The organism is Kineococcus xinjiangensis, from assembly GCF_002934625.1.
In the GTDB taxonomy this organism is placed as follows: domain Bacteria; phylum Actinomycetota; class Actinomycetes; order Actinomycetales; family Kineococcaceae; genus Kineococcus_A; species Kineococcus_A xinjiangensis.
In genome coordinates, this window is the sequence record NZ_PTJD01000007.1 from 156,352 (window position 1) to 180,219 (window position 23,868).

Consider the following 23,868-nt stretch of genomic DNA (forward strand, 5'->3'; position numbering starts at 1 on the left):
CGAAGTTGACGCGTCCCGGTCGAGCAACCTAGGTTGACGGGCGTGGATGCGCCCCAGCTGGCCCTGGCGGCCACCGACACCAGTGACTCCTCCCGCGGCCTGCGCGCGGTCGCGGCGCTGCGACGGCTGCTGGAGACGCTGGAGCTGCGGCAGGTCGAGCGGGCGCTGCACCAGGGCGCGTCGTGGTCCGAGATCGCCGCCGACCTGGGCGTGACCCGCCAGGCGGTGCACAAGAAGTACGCCAAGCGGCTGCGGGACGTCGTCGCGGAGCCGGCCGGAACGGAGCAGGTCGCAACGGATCAGGGGGGCAGGGGTCGATGAGCACGGGATCCGCGCCGGAGTCGGGGAGCGGGCGTTCGCTGTTGCGGCAGTCGCGCTACATCAGCATCGTCGCGCTGGAGGAGGCGGCCCGGCTCGGCCATCCCGAGGTCGACGTCGAGCACCTGCTGCTCGGGCTGCTGGCCACGGGCGGCCCCAGCGCGGGCCTGCTGATCGCCGCGGGCGTCGGCATGGGCGAGCTGCGCGAGGCCGTCGCCCGCCTCCAACAGCAGGACCTCGCCGCGCTGGGCGTCGACGTGCCCACCGCCCCGGCGCCGCCGCCCGCCCCGCCCTCGTTCCTGGCGGCGCAGTCCCTGCCGTGGAACGACCGCGCGATGGCGCGGGTGCGGCGCGCCTCCCGCGGCGACGACCGCGCGCTGCTGGTCGAGCTGCTCGACGACGACGGCCGGCGCGCCGCGCGACTGCTGGAGCACCTCGGGGTCGACGTCGAGGCACTGCGCCTGGAGGCGCTGCGCGTGGAGCCCGCCGGGCGGGGATGCCGGCTGCACGTGGAGTTCCAGAGCCGCCGCCGCGGTCCGCTCGCCTCCCTGCTGCGCCCGCTGGTCTCCCGGACGGCCACCAGCCAGCTGCGCTTCGACGCCCAGGCCATCGCCCAGGCCGCCGGCCGGACGCCCTGAACGCAGCGGCGGCCGGCCCGTGCCCGACGGGCCCGCTGCGCCGCCGGGCGGCGGCCCGGCCCCTCGGCTAGCGTCGCCGTCCGTGGCGCAGCGACCCCCCGGCCGGCCCCCGACCTCCCGGTCCTCCTCGTCCTCCCCGGTCCCGGTGGCCGTGCTCTGGTTCCGCCGCGACCTGCGGCTGGGCGACCACCCGGCGCTGCTCGCGGCCGCCGCGGACGGGGAGGTCCTGCCGCTCTTCGTCGTGGACCCCGCCCTGTGGGGGCCCTCCGGCGACGTGCGCCGCGCCTACCTGCTGCGGTCCCTGCGCGCCCTCGACGCCGACCTCGGCGGTTCCCTCGTCGTCGAGGAGGGCGACCCGGCGCAGGTGGTGCCGCGGGTCGCCGCACGCGTCGGCGCCGCACGCGTCCACGTCAGCGCCGACGCCGGTCCGTACGGGCGCCGCCGCGACACGGCCGTGGAGCAGGCCCTCGCCGCAGCCGACCGGGAGCTGGTGCGCACCGGCAGCCCCTACGCCGTCGGGCCGGGCACCCTGCGCACCGGCTCCGGAAGCCCGTTCCAGGTCTTCACCCCGTTCTCCCGCGCCTGGCACGCCCACGGCTGGCACGCCCCCGCCGAACGGCCGGGCAACGTCCGCTGGATCCGCGACGGCGACGGGGTCGACGGGCCCGGCTGGCCGCAGGAGCCCGACCTCGGCGAGCTGCGGTTTCCCGAGGCGGGGGAGGACGCCGCGCGCGCCCGCTGGCGCACCTTCCTCACCGACCGCGTCGGCGACTACGACGAGGCCCGCGACCGCCCGGACCTCGATGGCACCTCCCAGCTGTCCCACGCGCTGAAGTGGGGCGAGGTTCACCCGCGCACGCTGCTGGCCGACCTCGCCCACGACCCCAGCCGCGGGGCGGCGACGTACCGCACGGAACTGTGCTGGCGCGACTTCTACGCCGACGTGCTCTGGCACCGCCCCGAGACCGCCCGGACCTACTACCGGCCGCAGCTCGCCGCGCTGGCCTACGACGAGCCGGGGGAGCAGTTCCGCGCCTGGGCGCAGGGCCGCACCGGGTTCCCCGTCGTGGACGCCGGGATGCGGCAGATGCGCGCCGTCGGCTGGATGCACAACCGGGTCCGGATGATCGTGGCCAGCTTCCTGGTCAAGGACCTGCACGTGGAGTGGATGCACGGCGGGCGGGAGTTCATGCACCGGCTGCGCGACGCCGACCTCGCCTCCAACATGCACGGCTGGCAGTGGGTCGCGGGCTCCGGCACCGACGCCGCCCCCTTCTTCCGGGTCTTCAACCCCGTCACGCAGGGCCTGAAGTCCGACCCGCACGGGGATTACGTCCGCCGCTGGGTGCCGGAACTGCGTCACCTGCCCGGCAAGGCCGCCCACACCCCCTGGGACGCGCCCGACGGCTACGCCCACGGCTACCCCGAACGGATCGTGGACCACGCCGAGGAGCGACGGGTCGCGCTCGCCGAGTACGAGCGCATCCGTCGCTGAAACGCCCCGGGCTCAGCGAGGCGCTGGCCCGACCGAGGCGACGTCGAAGGTGAACCCGCTGCGGCGCAAGCGCTCCGCCAGCGCCGCGCCCATCCCCGTGGCGGGCGTCAGCACCCCGGCCCGGTCCGGCAGCGTCGCGCCGTCGAGGGCCAGGGCCACTGCGCTCTGCCCCAGCATCACCGCCGTGGCGGCGTAGCCGGGGTCCCCCGGTGCGGCGACGGTCGTGACGTAGCGGGCCCCGCCCGTGGTCCGCGCCCGCAGCCGCATCCGGAAGTGCCCCTCGCGCTGCGTCCGCTCGCTCGGCCCGGAACCAGGCGCGGGCAGCAGGCGGTCGGCGAGGCGGCGCGTCGGGGGCAGCGCGAGGGCTCCCAGCACGGCGGCGATCCCCGCGGTGGTCGCCGCCGCCCGCAGCGGCGCCGTCCGCCCCGTGAAGGCCACCACCTCGGAGTAGCGCAACCGGCGCCCGTAGGCGTGGCCCTGCAGGGCGTTGCTGCGGCGCACGACGCGGGTGTTGTAGGGGGCCATCACGAACGGTGCCGTCCAGCCGCCCAGGTCCTTGCGCCGGGCAGGGGCGAAGCGCTCGCGCTCCCCGCCCAGGTCCGGTTCCCCCGCCCGGTCCGGGCTGAGCGCGTACGGGTCGCCCAGCAGCCGCCGCGCGCCGCGGTCGGCGCGGGCCGCGTCCACCTGCACGCGCGCGGAGTCCACCGTGCCCCCGCTCACCCCGCCCTTCAGCGAGATCACGCACAGCTCGGCGTCCAGCAGTTCGCCGGCATCGTCGGCCCGCGCGCGTTCGGCCGTCAGCAGCACCGCGAGGTCGGAGGGCACCGAGTCGAAGCCGCACGAGTGCACGATCCGCGCACCCGAGGCGGCCGCCGTCTCGTGGAAGGCGTCGATGCTGCGGCGCGCGAAGAGCACCTCACCCGTCAGGTCGGCGTAGTGGGTGCCGGCGCGCGCACACTCCCCGACGAGCGGCAGGCCGTGGCGCAGGTAGGGCCCCACCGTGGAGACCACCACCCGCGTGGACCGGGCGAGCGCGGCGAGCGCAGCGGGGTCCGCGGCGTCGGCGACGACGAGCGGCCACTGCGCCGCGACCGCGGGCAGCCCCGAGCGCACGGCCGCCAGGCGCTCCCGGGAGCGTCCCGCCAGCGCGATCCGCAGCCCCGGCGGGGCGGCCTCGGCCAGGTGGGCCGCCGTCAGCCGCCCGACGAAGCCGGTGGCGCCGAAGAGGACGACGTCGAAGTCCCGCTCGCTGTGCACGCAGCGACCCTACGTCGCGGCCCGGCCGCGGGCGCGCGGCGCATCGGGTGAGCCGCGAGCGCCGAACAGGTGACGGGCCCTCGCGGCACCGCCGGCGGGGCAGGCCCGTCCCTACCGTCGGAGCATGCTTCCCGTCCAGGCGCACGCTCGCGCCCTGCGCCGCAGCGCTGCCGCGGTGCTCACCGCCGCCGCGGTCCTCACCACCGTCCCCGCCGCCGCCGACCCCCGCGTGGGCGGCGACATCGGCCACGCCTACGAGGCCTACTACGGCGGCGCCCGGGGCTTCCTCGGCGAGCCGGTGACCGAGGAGGTCCGCACCCCGGACGAGCGCGGCGCGTACGTGGTGTTCCAGCGCGGCTCCATCTACTGGTCGCCGGAGACGGGAGCCCGGGAGGTGCACGGGCAGATCCGCGACAGCTGGGGCCGGCTCGGCTGGGAGGGCTCCCCGCTCGGCTTCCCGACCTCCGACGAGACCCGCACCCGCACCCGCAGCGGCGCGGTGCAGGACTTCGAGGGCGGCCGGATGTACTGGTCGCCGCGCACGGGCGCCCACGCGGTGCACGGCGAGATCCAGCAGGCCTACGAGGGGTGGGGCGAGCACGACTCCCTGCTGGGCTTCCCCGTGACGTCCGAGGTCCGCACCCCGAACGGCGAGGGCGCCTACAACGCCTTCCAGGGCGGGGCGATCTACTGGTCCCACGACACCGGCGCGCAGGCCGTCCGCGGCGAGATCCGGCGCGCGTGGGCCGGGCAGGGCTGGGAGGGCGGCTGCCTCGGGTTCCCGGCCTCCGAGGAGTTCGAGTTCGAGGAGGGTGTCTTCGGGCAGGAGTTCCAGGGGGGCGTCATCGTCTGGTCCCAGGCGGAGGGGCCCCAGGTCGACCTGTGGAACGACGTCCCCGAGATGCGCGAGCTGGGGTACCGCTCCCGCTGCTGACCGGCTCCCGCGGGAGTGCGCGCCGGGCCCGGCGCGGCCCGGCGCGCACTCACAGCAGGTAGCGGAACAGCGGGCTCGCCGGGTCGACCCGCTCCACCGCGGGCGGTGCGGACTCCATCCGCGCCAGCAAGGGGGCCAGGTCCTCGGCGCGGGCCAGTTCCACGCCCACCAGCGCCGGGCCCGTCTCGCGGTTGCTGCGCTTGACGTACTCGAACAGGGTGATGTCGTCGTCCGGGCCGAGCACCTCGTCGAGGAACCTGCGCAGCGCGCCCGGCTCCTGCGGGAACTCCACCAGGAAGTAGTGCTTGCGGCCCTCGTGGACCAGCGCCCGCTCCACGACCTCCGCGTAGCGGCTGACGTCGTTGTTGCCGCCGGAGACGATGCACACCACCGTCTGCCCCGGCTCCACGACGACGGTGTCGCCCAGGGCGGCCGCCGCCATCGCCCCCGCGGGCTCGGCGATGATGCCGTCGCTCTGGTACATCGCGAGCATCTCCGTGCAGACCCGGCCCTCCGCCACCGTCACCAGCTCCGCGCCGGAGTCCGCCACCAGCGGGAACGTCGCATCCCCCGCCCGGCGCACCGCAGCGCCGTCGACGAAGCCGTCGAGGCGCTCCAGCCGCACCGGCCGCCCCGCGGCCAGCGCCGCCGCCATGCACGCCGCGCCGGCCGGCTCCACCCCCACCACCCGGGTGCCGGGGTGGCGCTCGCGCAGCCACGCGAGGCACCCGGCGAGCAGCCCCCCGCCGCCGACGGGGACCACGACCACGTCCGGCACCGCCCCGGCCGCCGCCAGCAGCTGCTCGACGAGCTCCGCGGCCACGGTCCCCTGACCGGCGATGGTCCGGGGGTCGTCGAAGGCCGGCACGAGCGTCGCGCCGGTGGTCGCGGCGTCGGCCAGCGCCGCGGCCGCCGCGTCGTCGTAGGTGTCGCCGGCGACCAGGGTGCGCACCCCCGCCCCGCCGAGCGCTGCGATGCGGTCGCGCTTCTGCCGCGGCGTGGTCCGCGGCACGTGCACCCGCCCGGGCACCCCGAGCAGGGCGCAGGCGTGCGCCACTCCCTGGCCGTGGTTGCCGGCGCTGGCGCAGACCACCCCCGCGTCGCGGGAGTCACCGCCGAGCTGGGCGATGAGGTTGTAGGCACCGCGCACCTTGTAGGAGCGCACCACCTGCAGGTCCTCGCGCTTGAGCCAGACGTCGGCGCCCGTGCGCGCGGACAGGCGGGCGCTGCGCTCCAGGGACGTGGTGGTGACCACGTCGCGCAGGCGCTGGGCGGCGGACTCGACCATGGCGGCGTCGACGGGCACCCGACGATCCTGCCGCAGCACCGGTCCGGCGGCGCCCACCCGCGGGTCAGGCGGTGCGGACGACGCGGATGATCTTGCGGCGCAGGCGGACGCGGCGGACCCCGCCGAAGGTGAGCCGGACGCGGTCCAGCTCCCAGCGTCCGTAGTCCGCGTGCTCCGTCAGCAGGCGCCGCGCCTCGGCACGCGAGGTGGTGCGCGGGAACGTCAGGAGGCGGTACTCGTACCGGTCGGGATCGGGGGTGGCCGGCTGCCCCTCGTGCCGGCGCTGAGCTGGAGTTGCCATCGGTCCCATTGTGGCCCGCTGACCGCTACGGTCGGAACATGACGACGGACCCGCGTGCCGCGCTCGCCCGGCTGGTCGCCGCGCTCGAGGGCCATCTCGATGCCGCCGCCAACCGTCGCGGGGAGGCGGACCCGGCAGTGGAGAGGGCCTACCAGCGCCTCGCCGACGCCTTCGAGGTCTACGACAGCGCCCTCTACGCCGCCTACGACGAGGTGACCCCGCTGGTCCTCTACGACGACGTGGAGGACGAGCGCGAGGACGGCCCGTCCGCCGGCGACGACCTCGACGAGGACGACCTCGTCGACGACGAGGACCTCGACGACGAGGACGACGAGGACGACGAGGACGACCTCGCCGAGGACGACGAGGACCTCGATGACGAGGACGAGCTCGACCCCGCCGGCGGGCGCGCCGGGGGTGCCGTCGTGGACGTCACCGGCGCGGAGCGCGCCCCCCGCTGAGCCGGCCGCGGAACCGGCGGACGGCGCGGCGACGACCCCCGCCCCGTCCGCCGGCCCCCGCCGGTGAGCATTCGGTGTGCGGCGGCCGAACTTGCGGTGCCAACGGGTGACGTCGGGGGGTGCGCCGCCGCCCGGTCGATAGGCTCGTGACCCGTGCCCATCGCCTGCCGCCCCCTCCGTTCCCGCCCGTTCCCGCGCCGCGCGGAGACCCCGGTGACCGGCGCGACGGTGGTGGCGGGGTGAGCATCGGCCTCGCCGAAGCCGTCGTCCTGGGCCTGGTCCAGGGCCTGACGGAGTTCCTGCCCATCTCCTCCAGCGCCCACCTGTCCGTCACCGGTCAGCTCATCGGCGCCGGCGACCCGGGCGCCGCGTTCACCGCCATCAGCCAGCTCGGCACCGAGGCGGCGGTCATCATCTACTTCCGCCGCGACATCGCCCGGATCGTCAGCCGGTGGGTGGGGTCGCTGGCCGGCCGCGTCCCGCGCGGCGACCCGGACGCGCGCATGGGGTGGCTGGTCATCCTCGGCAGCATCCCCATCGGCGTCTTCGGCCTGCTCTTCAAGGACCAGATCGAGACGGTGCTGCGCGGCTACCTGCTCACGGCCACCACCCTGTGGGTCTTCGCGCTGCTGCTCGGCTGGGCCGACCGGCGCGGCGCGAAGGAGCGCGAGCTCACCCAGCTGACGTGGAAGCACGGCATCCTCTTCGGCCTGGCGCAGTCCCTGGCGCTCATCCCCGGCGTCTCCCGCTCCGGAGGCACCATCACCGCCGGCCTCCTCCTCGGCTACACCCGCGAGGCCGCGGCGCGGTACTCCTTCCTGCTGGCCATCCCCGCGGTGGTGCTCTCGGGGTTCTTCCAGCTCTACGAGGAGGTCAGGGACGGCGCCTCGGTGCCGTGGAGCGCCACGATCGTCGCCACCGCGATCGCCTTCGTCGTCGGCTACGCCGTCATCGCCTGGCTGATGCGCTACATCACCACCCACAGCTACAAGCCGTTCGTGGTCTACCGCATCGTCCTGGCCGCGGTCGTCTACGCCCTCGTGGCGGCGGCGGTCCTGCCGCCCTTCCACGACCTGCCGCTGGGCTGAGCGAGCCCGCCGCGGCCGGGTGCGCCTACAGCCACCCGGCCCGGCGGAAGCGCAGGTACAGGCCCGTGCCCACGAGCACCATCAGCACCAGGACCGCCGGATAGCCGAGGCGCCAGTCCAGCTCCGGCATGTGCGTGAAGTTCATCCCGTAGATCCCCGCGATGAGCGTCTCGACGGCGAAGACCGCCGCCCACGCCGAGATCCGCCGCATGTCCTCGTTCTGCTGCACCGAGACCTGCGCCAGGTGGGCGTCGAGGATGCTCGTCAGCAGCCGGTCGTAGCCCTCGACGTGCTCCACGGTGCGCTCCAGGTGGTCGACGACGTCGCGCAGCGCGAAGCGCATCTCGTCGCGGCCGCCCGCCTCCAGCCCGTCCTGCCCGCCCAGGTGCGCGCGCAGCGCCGCCAGCAGCGGGGAGGCCGCCCGCCGCACCTCAAGCACCTCCCGCTTGAGGTTGTAGATCTGCATGGCGTCGCGGGTGCGGCTGGGGGAGAACACTTGCTCCTCCATCTGCTCCACGTCCTGCTCCAGCTCACGGTCGACCGCGACGTAGCCGTCGACGACCGCGTCGAGCACGGCGTGCAGGACGTGGGTGGGGCCCTGGCCCAGCCGCTCCGGGTCCGCCTCCAGGGCGCGGCGCACGGGCGCCAGCGAGCCCACGTCGCCGCGGCGCACCGTGACGACGAAGCGCTCCCCGATGAAGACCATCACCTCGCCCGTCTCCACCGCCGACTCCGCCTCGGCGTAGGAGAGCACCTTCACCACCACGAACAGGGTGTCGCCGTAGCGCTCCAGCTTGGGCCGCTGCCGCCCGCGCACCGCGTCCTCCACGGCGAGGGGGTGCAGGCCGAGCTCCCCGGAGACCTGGTCGAACTCCTCCGCGGTGGGGTCCTTCAGCCCGATCCAGACGAAGCTGCCCGCCTCGGAGCGGCACTGCCGCAACGTCTGCGGCAGTCCGGCGGCGCCGGTGCAGTCCCGGCGGCGCCCGTCGGTGTAGGAGGCCACGTCCACGATCACCCCCCCATCCTCCCCCGCGCCGGGAGCCCCTCCGCGCCGGGGCGGCGGCGCCGCGGGGGCGGGCCTAGGGTGAAGCGGTGCCGACGCTCCTGCTCGTCCGCCACGGACGCAGCACCGCCAACACCGCCGGGGTGCTCGCCGGCTGGACGCCGGGGGTCCACCTCGACGACCACGGCCGCGCCCAGGCGGCGGCGCTGGGCCAGCGGCTGGGGCCCCTGCCGCTGGCGGCGCTGGTCACCTCCCCGCTGGAGCGCTGCGTCGAGACCACTGCCGCACTGACCGCCGTGGCCGGCCCCTCGGGCCCGCGCCCGCAACCGCTGGTGGACGAGCGTCTGGGGGAGGCCCGCTACGGCGACTGGACCGGTCGGGAGCTGCGGGGCCTCGTGAAGGAGCCGCTGTGGCGGGCGGTGCAGGACCACCCCTCCGCCGTGACCTTCCCCGGCCCGGAGGGGGAGTCGCTGCGGGCCATGCAGCAGCGCGCCGTGGACGCCGTGCGCGAGCACGACGCCCGGGTGGCGCAGGCGGCCGGCGAGGACGCGGTGTGGGTGGCCGTGACCCACGGCGACGTCATCAAGGCGGTCCTCGCCGACGCCCTCGGCGTCCACCTGGACCTCTTCCAGCGCATCGGCGTGGACCCGTGCTCGCTCTCGGCGGTGCGCTACACCGCGACCCGTCCCTTCGTGCTGCGGATGAACGACACCGGCGGCGACGTCGCGGCCCTGCTGCCGCCGAAGCGGCGCAGGCGCCGGGTGCCCGCCACCGACGCCGTCGTCGGCGGCGGGACCGGCGCCTGAACCGCCTCCGGTCGCCTCGCCCGGCCCCCCGCGCGGGCCCGGCGCGCGGTGCCCACCACGCCGGGGCGGGCACCGGCGCCTCGGCGTAGGGTCGAGGCCATGCCCGTCTTCGACTACGACCCGCCCGAGCGCTTCGTGGCGGGAACCGTCGGTCCGCCGGGATCGCGCACGTTCTTCCTCCAGGCCCGCGGCGGTGGCGGGCTGACCTCCGTGGCGCTGGAGAAGGCGCAGGTGGCGGCACTGGCCGAGCGCGTCGGGGAGCTGCTCGACGAGGTCGTGCGCCGCTCGGGCGGTCAGGCCCCCGTGCCGGCCGTGGCGCCCGCGGGCAGCGAGGACAACGACCCGCTCGACGTGCCCATCGAGGAGGAGTTCCGCGTCGGGACGATGAGCCTGGCCTGGGACGGGGAGCGCGAACTCGTCGTCATCGAGTGCTTCGAGGTGCTCGACACCGACGAGGACCCCCTGGAGACGGGGGTGGGCGAGCCCGACCCCGACCGTGCGGTGCTGCGCGTCGGCATCACCGGTGCGGCGGCGCGGGCCTTCGTGGACCGGGCCCTGGCCCTGGTCGCCGCCGGCCGCCCGCCCTGCCCGTTCTGCGCGGGGCCCCTGGACCCGGAGGGGCACGTCTGCCCCCGAGCCAACGGCTACCGGCGCTGAGCCGCACACCCGAGGACGAGGAGCAGGCCTCCGCCCTCGCCGGGGACGCGGGGGCGCTGGAGCACCTGGCCGCGGGCGAGCTGCAGGTGCTGGGCCGCATCACCGACGCCTCCAACGCCACCCTCTTCGCCCTCGTCCACCACGGCGGGCGGGCGCTGCGCTGCGTGTACAAGCCGATCGCGGGGGAGCGGCCCCTGTGGGACTTCCCCGACCGGACCCTGGCGCTGCGGGAGGTCGCCGCCTACGCCGTCTCCGCCGCCAGCGGCTGGGACGTCGTCCCCCCGACGGTCCTGCGCGAGGGCCCGCACGGCCCGGGCAGCGTGCAGCTGTGGGTGGACCCCGGCGGCGCGGAGGAGGCGGACGCCGCCGACGGCGCGCTGACCGTGCACCTGCCGGAGCCGGGCGCGGGGCTGGTCGACGTCGTGGCGGACGGCTCGGGCGGCGAGGGCTGGCTGCCCGTGGTCCGCGCCGCGGACGAGCGCGGTCGGCCGGTGGCGCTGGTCCACGCCGACGACGAGCGGCTGCGGCGCATCGCGGTGCTGGACGTGGTGCTGAACAACGCCGACCGCAAGGGCGGCCACGTGCTGCCCGGCCCGTCCGGCACGGTGCTCGGCGTCGACCACGGCCTCACCTTCCACGTGGAGGACAAGCTGCGCACCGTGCTGTGGGGCTGGGCGGACAGCCGGCTGCTGCCGGCGGAGCAGGAGGTGCTGCAGCGGCTGGAGGCGGACCTGTCCGCCGGCCTCGGTGAGGTCCTGGCCCGCCTGCTGGAGCCCGCGGAGGTGGAGGCGGCGCGCCGGCGCACCCAGCGGCTGCTGCGCCGCGACCGGATGCCGCGCCCCGGGCAGGGCTGGCCCTCCATCCCCTGGCCCGCCTTCTGAGGCGGCCCGGCTCCTGGGCCCGCCTCCTGGGCCCGGCTCCTGGGCCCGGCTCCTGAGGTGGCGCCTCGCGCCGGCCGCGACGGTGCGGGCCGGTGGCGCCCCTCCCCGGGCGCGGCAGGTAGGTTTCCCGACGTGCACGCCTGGCCCGCGCCCCGACCCGACCTCCTCCCGGGCGCCGGCGCCCTGCCCGGGCGCGGCTTGCGCGTCCACCTCCACGACACCGCCACCGGTGCCGCCGTGCCCACGGGCCCCGACGAGGCCGACGGCACCGCCTCGCTCTACGTCTGCGGGATCACCCCCTACGACGCCACCCACCTCGGCCACGCCGCCACCTACGTGACGTTCGACCTGCTGGGCCGGGCCTGGCGCGACGCCGGGCACGAGGTGCGCTACGTGCAGAACGTCACCGACGTCGACGACCCGCTGCTGGAGCGGGCCGCGGCCACCGGCGAGGATTGGCGCGAGCTCGCCCGGCGCCAGACCGACCTCTTCCGCGACGACATGACGGCCCTCGCCGTCGTCCCCCCGGACACCTACCTCGGTGCGGTGGAGACCATCCCGCTGGTGGTGGCGGCCGTGGAGCGCCTCCTCGCCGAGGGCCGCGCCTACCGGGTGGCCGGTGCGGACGGCGCCCCGGACGGCGACGTGTACTTCCGGCTGGAGGGCGACGACCGCTTCGGCTCCGTCTCCGGACTGGGCCGGGAGGAGATGCTGGCGCTGTCCGCCGAGCGCGGTGGCGACCCCGCCCGGCCCGGCAAGGCCGACGCCCTCGACCCGCTGCTGTGGCGCGTGGAGCGCCCCGGGGAGCCGTCCTGGGACGGTGGCGCGCTGGGGCGGGGACGCCCCGGCTGGCACATCGAGTGCACCTGCATCGTGCTCGACCGGCTCGGCACCCCGATCAGCGTGCAGGGCGGCGGCAGCGACCTCGCCTTCCCCCACCACGAGATGGGCGCCTCCCACTCGCGCGCCCTCACCGGCGGCACCGACTACGCCCGCGCCTACGCCCACGGCGGGATGGTCGCCCTCGACGGCGAGAAGATGAGCAAGTCCCTCGGCAACCTCGTGCTCGTCTCGCGGCTGCGGGCGGGCGGGGAGGAGCCGGCGGCGATCCGCCTGGCGATCCTGGCCCACCACTGGCGCAGCGACTGGTCGTGGACGGCGGAGGGGATGCGCGCCGCGGCGCAGCGCCTGCAGCGCTGGCGCAGCGCGGTCCGCCTCCCCAGCGGCCCCGACGCCGCCCCGGTGCTGGCGCAGGTGCGCGCCCGCCTCGCCGACGACCTCGACGCCCCCGCGGCGCTCGCCGCCGTGGACGACTGGGCGCGGGCGGCGCTCGCGCAGGGGGAGCGGGCCGGCACGGACCCGGCCAACGCCCACCTGGACGACGCCCCCGTCCCCGCGGCGGGGGACACCGGCGCCCCGGAGCTGGTGCGCCGCACCGTGCAGGTGCTGCTCGGCGTCGACCTGGGGTAGCCGCGCGGCGCGGCGCTCAGCCGCCCGCGGCGCCCGAGGCCCGGTACCGGTCGACGGCGACGAGCAGGTCGTCGACGACCGCGGGCTCCTCGATCGTGGGCGGCACCGCCACCTCGTCGCCGTCGACGATCTGCCGCATGGTCTTGCGCAGGATCTTCCCCGAGCGCGTCTTGGGCAGCCGCTGCACGACGAGGACGTCGCGGAAGGCGGCGACGGGCCCCACCTGCCGGCGCACCAGCGCCACGAGCTCCCGGCGCAGGTCCGCCTCGTCGAGGTCCACCCCGGCCTTGAGGGTGACGAAGCCGCTGGCGCGCTGGCCCTTCAGCTCGTCGCGGACGCCGATGACGGCGGCCTCGGCGACAGCGGGATGGGTGGCGAGGACCTCCTCCAACTGCCCCGTCGAGAGGCGGTGCCCGGCGACGTTGATGACGTCGTCGGTGCGGCCCATGACGTAGAGGTAGCCGTCCTCGTCGAAGTGCCCGGAGTCGCCGGTGGCGTAGCAGCCGGGGAACGCGGTGAGGTACGCCGCCCGGTAGCGCTCCTGCCCGGCCCACAACCCGCGCAGCGACCCGGGCGGCAGGGGCAGGCGCAGGACGATGTTGCCCTCCTCCCCGGCCGCGCGGGGGTTGCCCTGCCCGTCGACGACCTCGACGCGGTAGCCGGGCACCGGCAGCCCGGCGGAACCGGCACGGACGGGCAGGGAGTCGAGGCCGCGCGGGACGGCGGCGACGGGCCAGCCCGTCTCCGTCTGCCACCAGTGGTCGACGACGGGGCAGTGCAGGCCCCGCTCGGCCCAGGCGAAGGTCTCCGGGTCCAGCCGCTCCCCGGCGAGGAAGAGGGTGCGCAGGCTGCTCAGGTCGTGGCGGGCGAGCAGGTCGAGGCCGGGGTCGGCACGCCGGATGGCCCGCAGCGCGGTGGGTGCGGTGAACAGGACGTTCACGCGGTGCTCGGCGGCGACGCGCCAGAACGCGCCGGCGTCGGGGGTCCCCACCGGCTTGCCCTCGTAGAGGACGGTGGTGGCGCCGACGAGGAGGGGCGCGTAGACGATGTAGGAGTGGCCCACGACCCACCCGACGTCGGAGGCGGCCCACATCACGTCGCCGGGGCCGATGTCGTAGACGGCGGCCATGCTCCAGGCCAGCGCCACGGCGTGGCCGCCGTTGTCGCGCACGATGCCCTTCGGGCTGGCGGTGGTGCCCGAGGTGTAGAGCACGTAGAGGGGGTCGCCGGCCGCGACGGGGACGGTCGCGGCGGGTCGCGCCTGCGCGCACTGCTCGTCCCAGTCGAGCCAGCGCACGCCGGCCGCGGGCGTCGCGTCGTGGTCGGCGGCACGGCCGGGGACGTGCTCGCGCGCCTTGACGACGACCGAGCGGACGGAGCCGGCGGAGAGGGCGAGGGCCTCGGCGACGATGGGCAGGTACTCCACGACCCGGCCGGGTTCGAGGCCGCCGGATGCGGTGACGAGGGCCACCGCGGTGCAGTCGTCGATGCGCGCGGCCAGCTCCGGCGCGGCGAAGCCGCCGAAGACGACGGAGTGCACCGCTCCGATGCGGGCGCAGGCCAGCATGGCCACGACCGCTTCCGGGATCATCGGCAGGTAGATCACGACCCGGTCGCCGGCGGTGACGCCGCAGTCGCGCAGCACCCCGGCGAAGCGGCTGACCCGCTCGAGCAGCTCCGCGTAGCTGAGGCGGCTCTTCGTGCCGGTCATGGCGGAGTCGTGGATGAGGGCGGTGCGCTCCCCGTGCCCCGCCTGGACGTGGCGGTCGACGGCGTTGTGGCAGGTGTTCAGCGTGGCGCCGGGGAACCACTCGTAGAGCGGCGCGCGCGAGGAGTCCAGGGCGCGCTGCGGGGGCTGCTCCCAGTCGACGGCCGCGGCGGCCTCCAGCCAGAACCGTTCCGGGTCCTCGAGGCTGGCCCGGTGGACGCGGTGGTAGGCGCTGCCGACGTGCTCCATCACATGCCTCCTCGTCGAGGGATGAGACGCCCATGTATACAGACGGGCGCATGGGACGGCAAGACCGTCGGGAGTGTTGCCGTCGGAACGGGTCTGTGTATACATTCGCGCCGTCCACAGGTGGGCGGTGTGGAGCGGAGGACGGATGCGGGCCAGCGACCGGGCCTACCAGCGGCTGCGGGAGGAGATCCTCGACGGCCTCCTCGCGCCGCGCACCGTGCTGGCCGAGGTGGAGCAGGCCGCGCGGCTCGGCGTCTCCCGCACTCCCGTCCGGGAGGCCTTCGGGCGCCTGGTGGCGGACGGCCTGCTCGCGGCGCAGTCCGGCCGCGGCCTCGTCGTCACCGAACTCTCCGCCGGCGGCGTGCACGAGCTGTACGAACTGCGCACCGCACTGGAGGACCAGGCCGCGCGGCTGGCCGCGCAGCGGCGCGACCCGCGGGTCTTCGAGGACCTCGCGCGCCGCTTCGCCGCCGCGGGCGACCTCGTCCACCTCGGCGAGGAGGGCCTGCACCGCTACTACGAACTGACCGACGACCTCGACGCCGCCATCGACGAGGCCGTCCGCAACTCCTACCTCGCCGACGCCCTGCGCGCCGCCCGCACGCACCTGGTGCGCATCCGCCGCCTCGCCCGCCACGATCCCGGGCGGCTGCGCGAGGCCGCCGCAGAGCACCTGCTCATCGTCGAGGCCATCGCCGCCGGCGACGCCGGGCTCGCCGCGCACGCCACGCACGTGCACCTGCACAAGAGCAAGACCCACTTCGTCCGGCTCGTCGAACGGCACCTGGACGAGACCTCGAACGCCCCGAGCGCCACCGTCGCGACGACGGGCGCCTGAACCGGCCACCGGCCACCCCCGAGAGGAGACCACCGTGGAGCAGCACCAGGTGCGCGTCCACCGCAGCGACGAGGACCTGCCCCGCAAGGAGCAGTTGGCGTGGCGGATCGCGGAGGTCGCCGCCGACCTCGTGCCCGTCGACGACGAGGTGACCGACATGGTGGTCAACCGCGTCCTCGACAACGCCGCGGTCGCCGCAGCCTCGCTCACCCGCAGGCCGGTGGCGGCCGCGCGCTCGCAGGCACTGGCGCACCCGCCCTCCGCCGGTGGGCGCGGCGCCGGTGTCAGCGGCGTCGGACCCGGCGCCCGCGTCTCCCCGGAGTGGGCGGCGTGGGCGAACGGCGTGGCCGTGCGCGAACTGGACTTCCACGACACGTTCCTGGCCGCGGACTACTCCCACCCCGGCGACAACATCCCGGCCGTCCTGGCCGTGGCCCAGCACATGGGGCGCAGCGGCGCCGACGTCGTGCGCGGCATCGTCACCGCCTACGAGATCCAGGTCGACCTCGTGCGCTCGATCTGCCTGCACGAGCACAAGATCGACCACGTCGCCCACCTGGGCCCCGCCGCCGCGGCCGGCATCGGAACCCTGCTCGGACTCGACGTCCCCACGATCCACCAGGCCGTCGGGCAGGCGCTGCACACCACCACCGCGACGCGGCAGTCGCGCAAGGGGGAGATCTCCTCCTGGAAGGCGTACGCCCCGGCCTTCGCGGGCAAGATGGCGGTGGAGGCCGTGGACCGGGCGATGCGCGGGGAGACCTCCCCGGCCCCGATCTACGAGGGCGAGGACGGGTTCATCGCCTGGCTGCTGTCCGGGCCGGGGCACGTCTACACGGTGCCGCTGCCCGCAGCCGGGGAGCCGAAGCGGGGAATCCTCGACACCTACACCAAGGAGCACTCCGCGGAGTACCAGGCCCAGGCCCTGATCGACCTGGCCCGGCGGATGCGGCGCGACGTGCCGCGGGCGCTCGACCCCGCACAGGTGGCCTCCATCGTCATCGCCACCTCCCACCACACCCACCACGTCATCGGCTCCGGCTCGGGCGACCCCCAGAAGTACGACCCGCGGGCGTCGCGGGAGACCCTCGACCACTCCATCCCGTACATCTTCACGGTCGCTCTGCAGGACGGCGCCTGGCACCACGTCGACAGCTACGCCCCCGAGCGGGCGCAGCGACCCGACACCGTCCAGCTCTGGCAGCGCACCACCACCCGCGAGGACCCGGAGTGGACGCGCCGCTACCACTCCCACGACCCGGCGCAGAAGGCGTTCGGCGGTCGCGTCGAGGTGACGTTCACCGACGGCACCACCTACCGCGACGAGATCGCCGTCGCCGACGCGCACCCGCTCGGAGCGCGCCCCTTCGGCCGGCAGCAGTACGTGGAGAAGTTCCGCACCCTCGCGCAGGGCGTCCTCGACGACGCGGAGGTCGAGCGCTTCCTGGCCCTGGCGCAGCGCCTGCCGGAACTCGGGCCGGAGGAGGTCGCCCTGCTCGACCTCACCGCCCGCGCCGGCCTGCTGGAGTCGCTGCCCGCCCCCCGGGGGATCTTCTGATGCTGAGCACCACCGTGACGGCCGCCGAGAAGCGGCGCCGCCTGCGCCAGGCCCTCGCCGGCGGCGAGCTGCTGCAGTTCCCCGGCGCGTTCAACCCGCTGTCCGCGAAGCTGGTGCAGCAGAAGGGCTTCAACGGGGTCTACGTCTCCGGGGCGGTGCTCTCCGCCGACCTGGGGCTGCCCGACATCGGCCTGACCACCGCCACCGAGGTCGCCGCGCGCACCCAGCAGATCGCCCGGGCCACGGACCTGCCGCTGCTGGTGGACGCCGACACCGGCTTCGGGGAACCGCTGAACCTCGCGCGCACCGTCCAGGCGCTGGAGGACGCCGGAGCCACCGGCCTGCACGTCGAGGACCAGGTCAACCCGAAGCGCTGCGGGCACCTCGACGGCAAGGCGGTCGTGGACGACGCCACGGCGAGCCGGCGGGTGCGCGCCGCAGTCGACGCCCGGCGCGACCCCGACCTGCTCCTGATGGCCCGCACCGACATCCGCGCGGTCGAGGGCCTGCGGGCGACGCTGGAGCGGGCGCGGCTGCTCGTCGACGCCGGCGCGGACGCGATCTTCCCCGAGGCGCTGCGCGACCTGGGGGAGTTCGAGGCGGTCTGCTCGGCCGTCGACGTGCCGGTGCTCGCCAACATGACGGAGTTCGGCAAGAGCGACCTGTTCAGCGCCCGGCAGCTCGCCGACGCCGGCGTGCGCATCGTCATCCACCCGGTGTCCCTGCTGCGCGTCGCGATGGGCGCGGCGGCGCGGGCGCTGGACACCCTCCGCACGGAGGGGTGGCTGCGCGGGGAGGTGGACGGGATGCAGACGCGGGCCGAGCTGTACGCGCTCCTCGACTACGCCTCCTACGCCCACTTCGACGCCACCGTCCTGACCGCCGGCGACGTCCTGACCGCCGCCCGCACCGGGCAGCCGCCGGCGCACGTCGCCGGCTGAGCCCCCGCCACGCCTCCCGCTACGACTCCCGCCACGCCTCCCGAAGGAGCGACATGACCCACGCCTCGTCCGAGATCCGCAAGGGGCTCAGCGGTGTCGTCGTCGACACCACGGCCGTCTCCAAGGTGAACCCCGAGACCAACTCCCTCCTCTACCGCGGCTACCCGGTCCAGCAGCTCGCGGCCTCCTGCAGCATGGAGGAGGTCGCCTGGCTGCTGTGGCACGGCGACCTGCCGAACTCCGCCGAACTGGCCGGGTTCCAGCGCGCCGAGCGCGCCCAGCGCGAGCTGACCCCGCCCGTGCGCGCGGTCCTGGACCAGCTGCCCCTGAGCGCCCACCCGATGGACGTGCTGCGCACCGCGGTGAGCGCCATGGGGGCGCTCGACCCCGCGGCCGGGGACTCCTCGCCGGAAGCGGACCGGCGCAAGTCGCTCGCCCTGTTCGCGGCGGTGCCCGCGGTCGTCGCCTACGACCAGCGCCGCCGGCGCGGCCAGGACCCGGTGCCCCCGCGCGACGACCTCGACTACGCCGCCAACTTCCTGTGGATGACGTTCGGCGAGGTCCCGGCCGACGTGGTGGTCGACGCGTTCCGCACCTCCCTCGTCCTCTACGCCGAACACTCCTTCAACGCCTCCACGTTCACCGCGCGGGTCATCACCTCCACGCTCGCCGACCTGCACGCGGCCGTCACCGGTGCCGTCGGGGCGCTGAAGGGAGCGCTGCACGGCGGGGCGAACGAGGCGGTGATGCACCTGTTCACCGAGATCGGCTTCGGGGACGGCGCCGCGGCGCGCGCGGAGCAGTGGCTGGAGCGCGCCCTGGCGGAGCGGCGCAAGGTGATGGGCTTCGGGCACCGGGTGTACAAGCGGGGGGACTCCCGCGTGCCGACGATGCGCGCCGCGCTGGAGCGGCTCGTGGAGCACTACGGCCGCCGGGACGTGCTCGACCTCTACGAGGGGCTCGAGGCGGCGATGGCCGAGCGCAAGGGGATCCTGCCCAACCTCGACTACCCCTCGGGGCCCGCGTACCACCTCATGGGTTTCGACACGCCCACGTTCACCCCGCTGTTCGTGGCCGCCCGCATCCCCGGCTGGACCGCGCACGTGATGGAGCAGGCGCAGTCCAACGCCCTCATCCGGCCGCTGTCGGCCTACGACGGCAAGCCGGAGCGGGACCTGCCGCCGCGCTGAACCGGGGCCGCACCGACCGTCTCGGCTGCGGCCAGGTCGGTGCGGCCCGGTCGGTGCGGCCCGGTCGGGTCAGCGCTCCTCGCCCACGGCCGTCGACGACGGTGGTGCCGTCCCGCCCTGGGGCTCCGTCCGCGTCATCAGCGCGACGATCTCGCGCTGGTCGGCGGCCGAGGGCATGCCCCAGCCCTCCCGGTAGTCGTACACCTCCGCCAGCGGACGCGAGGCGGTCCTGCCGGTGAGGATCTCCACGGACTCCGCGTCGATGAGCGCCGGGTGCTCCACGCCGCACGCCTCGGCGACCTTCACCAGGTCCCGGCGCAGGGTCTTGACGTAGTTCGCGGCGCGCACGGACTTCAGGGCCGGGTCCAGGCCCCGGCTCAGCCACGCGTTCTGCGTGGCCACCCCCGTGGGGCAGGTGTCCGTGTGGCACTTCTGCGCCTGGATGCAGCCGATGGCCAGCATCGCCTCGCGGGCGACGTTGACCATGTCGCAGCCCAGGGCGAAGGCCACCACGGCGTTGTCCGGCAGACCGAGCTTGCCCGCCCCGATGAAGGTGACGTCCTCGGCCAGGCCGCGCTCGGCGAAGGCGGCGTAGACGCGGCTGAACCCGAGCTGGAACGGCAGCGAGACCGTGTCGGTGAAGATCAGCGGGGCGGCGCCGGTCCCACCCTCGCCGCCGTCCACCGTGACGAAGTCCACGCCGCGGCTGGTCTCGGCCATCGCCGTCGTGAGCTCCTCCCAGAACACCAGGTCCCCGACCGCCGACTTGATGCCCACCGGAAGCCCCGTCTCCGCAGCCAGCAGCTCCACCCAGTCCAGCAGGCTGTCGGTGTCGGAGAACTCCGCGTGCCGCGACGGGCTCACGCAGTCCCGGCCCACGGCGATGCCCCGCGTCTCGGCGATCTCCTCGCTGACCTTCACCCCGGGCAGCAGCCCGCCGAGACCGGGTTTGGCGCCCTGGCTGAGCTTGATCTCCAGGGCGCGCACCGGGGCGCTCGCGACGACCTCCTTCAGCCGCCCGACGTCGAACCTGCCCCGCCGGTCCCGACAGCCGAAGTAGGCGGTGCCGATCTGGAAGACGAGCTCGCCGCCGTGGCGGTGGTGGCGGGACAGGCCGCCCTCACCGGTGTTCTGCAGGCACCCGGCCATCGCCGCGCCCCGGTTCAGCGCCTCGACGGCGGCCGCGGAGAGGGACCCGAAGCTCATCGCGGAGATGTTGACGACCGAGTTCGGCCGGAAGGCCCCTGGGCGCCGGCGCGCCGCGCCCAGGACCTTCGCCGACGGCAGCAGCACCTCGTGACCGGCGGCCGGGGAGGAGGCGGGGATCGAGCGCCCGAAGGTGCGGTGCTTGATGACGGGATAGCCGGCCGTGAACTCGATGTCGTTGTCGGTGCCGAAGCCGAAGTAGTTGTTCTCCTTCTTCGCCGAGGCGTAGACCCAGCGGCGCTGGTCGCGGGTGAACGGCCGCTCCTCGTTGTTGTCGGCCACGATGTACTGGCGCAGCTCGGGACCGATCGTCTCCAGCCAGTACCGGGCGCGCCCGATCACCGGGAAGTTGCGCAGCAGCGCGTGCTGGCGCTGCAGCAGGTCGTGGGCGGCCACCGCCCCCACGGCGGAGACCGCGGCCGCGGCCGCGGCGGCGGGGCCCCTGCGGAAGGACGGCGACACGGCGCCAGTCTCGCCCACGGCGGCGCGCCCCGCTACGGTCCGCTTCCGAGAACTCGGCGCCGGAACCGCGCTACCGGTCCAGGTCGAGGTCGCTGCGCTCGAACGTGTCGTCGGTGTAGCGGCGCAGCACCCGCAGCCGCTCTGCGGCGTCGTCGAAGACGTCCACCCGCAGCGCCTCGGCGCCCTCCTGCAGGCGTGTCAGCACCGCCATCGCCTCCTGCGTGGGGGTGGTGCCCTCCGGGCCGCCGGGGCGCTCGCGCAGGTCCGCGGGGATGTCCGCGAGCTCCCGGCAGACGTCCTTCAGCGCCGAACGCAGCACGTCCAGCCGGTGCTCGTGCTCCGCGGCCGCCCCACCGGCGGCGAGGCGCTCCTCCACCTGCAGGAGGTTCGCGGCCACCACCCCGGCGGCGTCGACGACCTGCGGCGGCAGCCCGGCCTCGACGATCCAGGCCGTGGTGGGCGGCGCGGCGGGCGCCGGCTCCAGTTCCGCGGGGGCGCGGGTGACGGCGTGCCGGGGCGGGGGAGCCTCGACCCCGGCGGCGTGGTCCAGCCAGCGCGAGACCAGCCCGAGCCCGTGCCAGAACAGGGGCAGCGCGAGCAGGAGGAGCAGCCACCACAGCTGGTACGGCACGGCGTCCTCCTCCAGCTCCCCGGCGCTGCGCCCGGCGTCGCCGCCCGACCGTGCCGCACGAGGAACGTCAGGCGCCTCTGCCAGCAGTGTGCACCAGCGGCGGGCGACGGGCGCAGCGACCGCCGCCGACACCGCCTGCTACTGCTGCTGCTGCATCAGCCGGGACTGGATGACCTGCTGCAGGCGCTGCAGCTGTCCCGTCCCGAGGCCGTCGACCTCGCCCTCCAGGCGCCGCAGCACCTGCGGGTCCTCCATCATCCGCTCGCTGGACTGCAGCAGGACCGTCCCGGCGCCGGTGAAGTCGTACTGGCGCTCCTCGCCGCTGCGGGTGCCGAGCAGGGCACCGCGGGCGGCGCCGAGGAAGTGGCCCATCCAGCCGGCGTCGAAGTGCAGGGAGGGCGCGGGGCAGTCGGCCCAGCCCACGAGCGCCTCGGGGTCGACCCGGATCGGGGGCTCGACGAAGATGACCGGGCCGGAGGAGGAGGCGAGGAACTTCCCCGTCCCGATCAGCGTCAGGAACCCGGGGATGATGGACTCCTTCAGCTCCAGCGACGCGTCGAACGCCAGCAGGTTGGCCGCCCGGACCGTGAGGTTGCCCTGGTCCAGGTCGTAGGAGTTGATGTCGAAGCCGCGGTCGCCGAGGATCACGTGAGCGGAGCCGTTGGCCACCACCCAGTCGCGGGAGTACAGCGGCGAGGAGAAGCGCTCGGCCACCATCCCCGTCAGCGACGTCGCCATCAGGGGCTCGAAGCGGATGCCCTGCCCGCCCGGCGCCGGGTAGTAGGCGATCATCCGGCCGGTCTGCATGAACAGCGGCTGCGTCAGGCGCACGCAGTACGCGTAGGCGTTTCCGGGGACGTTGTCGTGGTCGGGCAGCGTCGTCGGGTCCAGCGGCTGGGGCGTCGTGGACTGGATGCTCACAGCTTCTCCTCCGATGCCTGCACGTAGACCGTCCCCTGCCCCGACACCTTCAGCTGCACGGCCTCCCCGGACCCGCGTCCCACGGCGTCGCGCCAGGAGACGTTCGCCGCCACGTCCACCCGCAGGTCGCCCACGGAGGCGACGAAGGCCTGCGGGTCGACCACGATCTGGTGGCCGCCGCCGACCTGCAGCGGGAACGTGCCGCCGTGGGAGAGCAGCGCCACGGAGCCGCGCCCGCTCAGCTGCGTCGTGAACAGCCCCTGCCCGGTGACGGCGCCCCGCACGGCTCCCCGCAGGCCGCCCTGCTGGCCGAGGAAGACCACGGAGGAGGACAGGTGCGCGTCGTGGGCGAGGAGCCGGTCGGCCTCCACCGTGAGCGTCGAGCCGCCGTCGAGGTCGACGACGGTGACGTGGTGGCCGTGGTAGCCGTAGTGCACCGTGCCGCTGCCCTGCGCGACCATCATCGCCACCGCCTCACCGGCCATCGCCCGGCCCAGCGCGCCGGCCATGCCGCCGCCGTAGCCACCGCCCGGGCCGGCGCCGACGGGGGAGAAGCGGACCTGCCCGGTGTAGGCGAGCATCGCGCCGCGCCGGGCGAGGACCTCCCCGCCGGGGCGCACCTCGGCCGAGACGACCTTGCCGGTGACCTTCGTGAACGCCATCAGCCCCGCTCCTCCGGCTGCACGTAGACGACGCCGTCGCCCTCGAACCTCAGCGAGAACGCCTCGCCCGAGCCCTCCCCGGCGAGGTTGCGCCAGGACACGTCCGTGACGAACGTCTGCGACAGCCTGCCCCGGCTCGCGATGAACGCCTGCGGATCCACCACCAGCGGCGCCTGCGGCGTGACGCGCAGGGCGATGGGCGGCCCGCCCGCGGAGAGCAGGGCGAGCGGGCCGTGCCCGGTGACCTTCGTCGTGAACAGGCCCTGCCCGCTGGTGGCGCCCTGCAGCCCGGCGAAGACGACCTCGGTGCGCAGGCCCTCGGAGAGGGCGAGCAGCTGCTCGGACTCCGCCCGCAGCTCCTCCCCGGCCAGCTCCACGAGCACGACGTCCATCGCGGAGACGGCCAGGTGGAGGGTGCCCCGGCCGCGGCACTCCATGAGGTTCAGCGACTCGCCCGCGACCCGCTGCATCAGCGCCGCCCGCAAGCCGCCGCCCCCGCCCGTCCCGGCGCTCTTGAACGCGATGTCGCCCTCGTAGGCGACCATCGATCCGGAGGCGGCGCGCACGGCGTCGCCGTTGAGGTCCACCACGAGGACCTTCGAGCCCTGCAAGCGCCAGTTCACGCGCGTCCTCTCCGTCGCCCCGCCGCCGCCGCGCCGCGGCACGGCTCGCGGCCCGCGGTGCTGCCCGGCCCGATCATGCCAGTCGGCCCGCGGCGGGGGAACCGTGGGTGCGGAAGCAGTCACGATGGGCAATCCGACGAGAGTCGAGATCGATTCCCATGCAGATGAACCACGTCGACGGCAACGGATCCGAAGATCTGTTCAGTCGTTGCCATTGCTTCGACCAGTCTGTGGGGCTAGCGTCCACCTCCTGTCCTGCCGCCCGTTCTGCGGGCGAGTCGA

At 75.3% G+C, this 23,868-nt stretch carries 24 protein-coding genes; 14 read left to right on the forward strand and 10 right to left on the reverse strand.

The window, feature by feature from the left end:
- The first annotated feature begins 42 nt into the window (after positions 1-42).
- From CLV92_RS11420 to CLV92_RS11430, 3 genes are all read left to right on the forward strand, one after another.
- Positions 43-321: a hypothetical protein gene (locus CLV92_RS11420; protein WP_104432950.1), complete on the forward strand. Its 279-nt coding sequence runs from the start codon at positions 43-45 to the stop codon at positions 319-321.
- Positions 318-956, forward strand: a complete 639-nt coding sequence (locus CLV92_RS11425; RefSeq protein WP_104432951.1) for a Clp protease N-terminal domain-containing protein — start codon at positions 318-320, stop codon at positions 954-956. Before CLV92_RS11420 ends, CLV92_RS11425 begins: the two co-directional genes overlap by 4 nt.
- Before the next feature lie 82 nt (positions 957-1,038).
- A complete protein-coding gene (locus tag CLV92_RS11430; RefSeq protein ID WP_245886718.1) occupies positions 1,039-2,451 on the forward strand; it encodes a cryptochrome/photolyase family protein in 1,413 nt (470 codons plus the stop codon).
- Positions 2,452-2,463: 12 nt separating this feature from the next.
- On the opposite strand, the gene CLV92_RS11435 is transcribed toward CLV92_RS11430, so the two are convergent.
- Entirely contained in the window at positions 2,464-3,708 is a 1,245-nt protein-coding gene (locus CLV92_RS11435; RefSeq protein ID WP_104432953.1) for a saccharopine dehydrogenase family protein, read from the reverse strand.
- Between the two features lie 124 nt (positions 3,709-3,832).
- Here CLV92_RS11435 and CLV92_RS11440 point away from each other — a divergent pair, with 124 nt between their 5' ends.
- On the forward strand, positions 3,833-4,642 hold the full coding sequence (locus tag CLV92_RS11440) for an LGFP repeat-containing protein (protein WP_104432954.1): 810 nt from the start codon (positions 3,833-3,835) through the stop codon (positions 4,640-4,642).
- A gap of 49 nt (positions 4,643-4,691) precedes the next feature.
- On the opposite strand, the gene ilvA is transcribed toward CLV92_RS11440, so the two are convergent.
- Both ilvA and CLV92_RS11450 read right to left on the reverse strand, forming a co-directional pair.
- On the reverse strand, positions 4,692-5,948 hold the full coding sequence (gene ilvA / locus CLV92_RS11445) for a threonine ammonia-lyase IlvA (protein WP_245886721.1): 1,257 nt from the start codon (positions 5,946-5,948) through the stop codon (positions 4,692-4,694).
- A 46-nt stretch (positions 5,949-5,994) separates the two neighbouring features.
- Complete coding sequence (locus CLV92_RS11450) at positions 5,995-6,231, reverse strand: DUF5703 family protein (RefSeq protein ID WP_104433057.1); 237 nt, start codon at positions 6,229-6,231, stop codon at positions 5,995-5,997.
- A 38-nt stretch (positions 6,232-6,269) separates the two neighbouring features.
- On the opposite strand from CLV92_RS11450, the gene CLV92_RS22400 reads away from it, so the two are divergent.
- Positions 6,270-6,692: a primosomal protein gene (locus CLV92_RS22400; protein ID WP_158257209.1), complete on the forward strand. Its 423-nt coding sequence runs from the start codon at positions 6,270-6,272 to the stop codon at positions 6,690-6,692.
- Positions 6,693-6,937: 245 nt separating this feature from the next.
- The gene (locus CLV92_RS11460) at positions 6,938-7,780 is read left to right on the forward strand and encodes an undecaprenyl-diphosphate phosphatase (RefSeq protein WP_170112750.1); all 843 of its coding nucleotides are present in this window, start codon (positions 6,938-6,940) and stop codon (positions 7,778-7,780) included.
- Between the two features lie 25 nt (positions 7,781-7,805).
- On the opposite strand, the gene corA is transcribed toward CLV92_RS11460, so the two are convergent.
- Positions 7,806-8,795, reverse strand: a complete 990-nt coding sequence (gene corA / locus CLV92_RS11465; RefSeq protein WP_104432956.1) for a magnesium/cobalt transporter CorA — start codon at positions 8,793-8,795, stop codon at positions 7,806-7,808.
- 77 nt (positions 8,796-8,872) lie between these two features.
- Between corA and CLV92_RS11470 the strand changes: the two genes are divergently transcribed.
- From CLV92_RS11470 to mshC, 4 genes are all read left to right on the forward strand, one after another.
- On the forward strand, positions 8,873-9,589 hold the full coding sequence (locus CLV92_RS11470; protein ID WP_104432957.1) for a histidine phosphatase family protein: 717 nt from the start codon (positions 8,873-8,875) through the stop codon (positions 9,587-9,589).
- 99 nt (positions 9,590-9,688) lie between these two features.
- On the forward strand, positions 9,689-10,246 hold the full coding sequence (locus tag CLV92_RS11475; protein ID WP_104432958.1) for a DUF3090 domain-containing protein: 558 nt from the start codon (positions 9,689-9,691) through the stop codon (positions 10,244-10,246).
- Positions 10,243-11,127, forward strand: coding sequence for an SCO1664 family protein (locus CLV92_RS11480; protein WP_425433575.1), 885 nt, complete (start codon positions 10,243-10,245; stop codon positions 11,125-11,127). Before CLV92_RS11475 ends, CLV92_RS11480 begins: the two co-directional genes overlap by 4 nt.
- Positions 11,128-11,259: 132 nt before the next feature.
- Complete coding sequence (gene mshC, locus CLV92_RS11485) at positions 11,260-12,597, forward strand: cysteine--1-D-myo-inosityl 2-amino-2-deoxy-alpha-D-glucopyranoside ligase (protein ID WP_104432959.1); 1,338 nt, start codon at positions 11,260-11,262, stop codon at positions 12,595-12,597.
- 16 nt (positions 12,598-12,613) lie between these two features.
- On the opposite strand, the gene CLV92_RS11490 is transcribed toward mshC, so the two are convergent.
- Positions 12,614-14,554 (reverse strand): AMP-binding protein, encoded by a 1,941-nt coding sequence (locus CLV92_RS11490; protein WP_104432960.1) that lies wholly within the window; start codon positions 14,552-14,554, stop codon positions 12,614-12,616.
- Between the two features lie 145 nt (positions 14,555-14,699).
- Between CLV92_RS11490 and CLV92_RS11495 the strand changes: the two genes are divergently transcribed.
- The 4 genes from CLV92_RS11495 to CLV92_RS11510 are packed head-to-tail and all read left to right on the forward strand — an operon-like array spanning position 14,700 to position 19,081.
- Positions 14,700-15,392: a GntR family transcriptional regulator gene (locus CLV92_RS11495; protein ID WP_104432961.1), complete on the forward strand. Its 693-nt coding sequence runs from the start codon at positions 14,700-14,702 to the stop codon at positions 15,390-15,392.
- A 34-nt stretch (positions 15,393-15,426) separates the two neighbouring features.
- On the forward strand, positions 15,427-16,950 hold the full coding sequence (locus CLV92_RS11500; RefSeq protein ID WP_104432962.1) for an MmgE/PrpD family protein: 1,524 nt from the start codon (positions 15,427-15,429) through the stop codon (positions 16,948-16,950).
- Positions 16,950-17,891, forward strand: a complete 942-nt coding sequence (prpB, locus tag CLV92_RS11505; protein WP_104432963.1) for a methylisocitrate lyase — start codon at positions 16,950-16,952, stop codon at positions 17,889-17,891. Before CLV92_RS11500 ends, prpB begins: the two co-directional genes overlap by 1 nt.
- A gap of 53 nt (positions 17,892-17,944) precedes the next feature.
- A complete protein-coding gene (locus tag CLV92_RS11510; protein WP_104432964.1) occupies positions 17,945-19,081 on the forward strand; it encodes a bifunctional 2-methylcitrate synthase/citrate synthase in 1,137 nt (378 codons plus the stop codon).
- A 69-nt stretch (positions 19,082-19,150) separates the two neighbouring features.
- Here the strand turns inward: CLV92_RS11510 and CLV92_RS11515 are convergent, their stop codons facing one another.
- The 5 genes from CLV92_RS11515 to CLV92_RS11535 form a co-directional block, all read right to left on the reverse strand.
- The gene (locus CLV92_RS11515; protein ID WP_211291063.1) at positions 19,151-20,749 is read right to left on the reverse strand and encodes an FMN-binding glutamate synthase family protein; all 1,599 of its coding nucleotides are present in this window, start codon (positions 20,747-20,749) and stop codon (positions 19,151-19,153) included.
- Between the two features lie 70 nt (positions 20,750-20,819).
- Positions 20,820-21,380 (reverse strand): hypothetical protein, encoded by a 561-nt coding sequence (locus tag CLV92_RS11520; RefSeq protein ID WP_146099501.1) that lies wholly within the window; start codon positions 21,378-21,380, stop codon positions 20,820-20,822.
- Positions 21,381-21,518: 138 nt separating this feature from the next.
- Positions 21,519-22,295: an AIM24 family protein gene (locus CLV92_RS11525; protein WP_104433060.1), complete on the reverse strand. Its 777-nt coding sequence runs from the start codon at positions 22,293-22,295 to the stop codon at positions 21,519-21,521.
- Between the two features lie 2 nt (positions 22,296-22,297).
- Positions 22,298-22,963, reverse strand: a complete 666-nt coding sequence (locus CLV92_RS11530; RefSeq protein WP_104432966.1) for an AIM24 family protein — start codon at positions 22,961-22,963, stop codon at positions 22,298-22,300.
- Positions 22,963-23,586 (reverse strand): AIM24 family protein, encoded by a 624-nt coding sequence (locus CLV92_RS11535; protein WP_211291064.1) that lies wholly within the window; start codon positions 23,584-23,586, stop codon positions 22,963-22,965. The genes CLV92_RS11530 and CLV92_RS11535 overlap by 1 nt, the downstream gene beginning before the upstream one ends.
- Positions 23,587-23,868 lie beyond the last annotated feature (282 nt).

What these genes read in the sequence shown, in the direction of transcription:
- CLV92_RS11425 (WP_104432951.1), top strand. Translation starts at nt 318, where the DNA reads ATGAGCACGGGATCCGCGCCGGAGTCGGGGAGCGGGCGTTCGCTGTTG.
- CLV92_RS11440 (WP_104432954.1), top strand. Translation starts at nt 3,833, where the DNA reads ATGCTTCCCGTCCAGGCGCACGCTCGCGCCCTGCGCCGCAGCGCTGCC.
- CLV92_RS11450 (WP_104433057.1), bottom strand. Translation starts at nt 6,231, where the DNA reads ATGGCAACTCCAGCTCAGCGCCGGCACGAGGGGCAGCCGGCCACCCCC.
- CLV92_RS22400 (WP_158257209.1), top strand. Translation starts at nt 6,270, where the DNA reads ATGACGACGGACCCGCGTGCCGCGCTCGCCCGGCTGGTCGCCGCGCTC.
- CLV92_RS11475 (WP_104432958.1), top strand. Translation starts at nt 9,689, where the DNA reads ATGCCCGTCTTCGACTACGACCCGCCCGAGCGCTTCGTGGCGGGAACC.
- CLV92_RS11490 (WP_104432960.1), bottom strand. Translation starts at nt 14,554, where the DNA reads ATGGAGCACGTCGGCAGCGCCTACCACCGCGTCCACCGGGCCAGCCTC.
- CLV92_RS11495 (WP_104432961.1), top strand. Translation starts at nt 14,700, where the DNA reads ATGCGGGCCAGCGACCGGGCCTACCAGCGGCTGCGGGAGGAGATCCTC.
- prpB (WP_104432963.1), top strand. Translation starts at nt 16,950, where the DNA reads ATGCTGAGCACCACCGTGACGGCCGCCGAGAAGCGGCGCCGCCTGCGC.
- CLV92_RS11510 (WP_104432964.1), top strand. Translation starts at nt 17,945, where the DNA reads ATGACCCACGCCTCGTCCGAGATCCGCAAGGGGCTCAGCGGTGTCGTC.
- CLV92_RS11530 (WP_104432966.1), bottom strand. Translation starts at nt 22,963, where the DNA reads ATGGCGTTCACGAAGGTCACCGGCAAGGTCGTCTCGGCCGAGGTGCGC.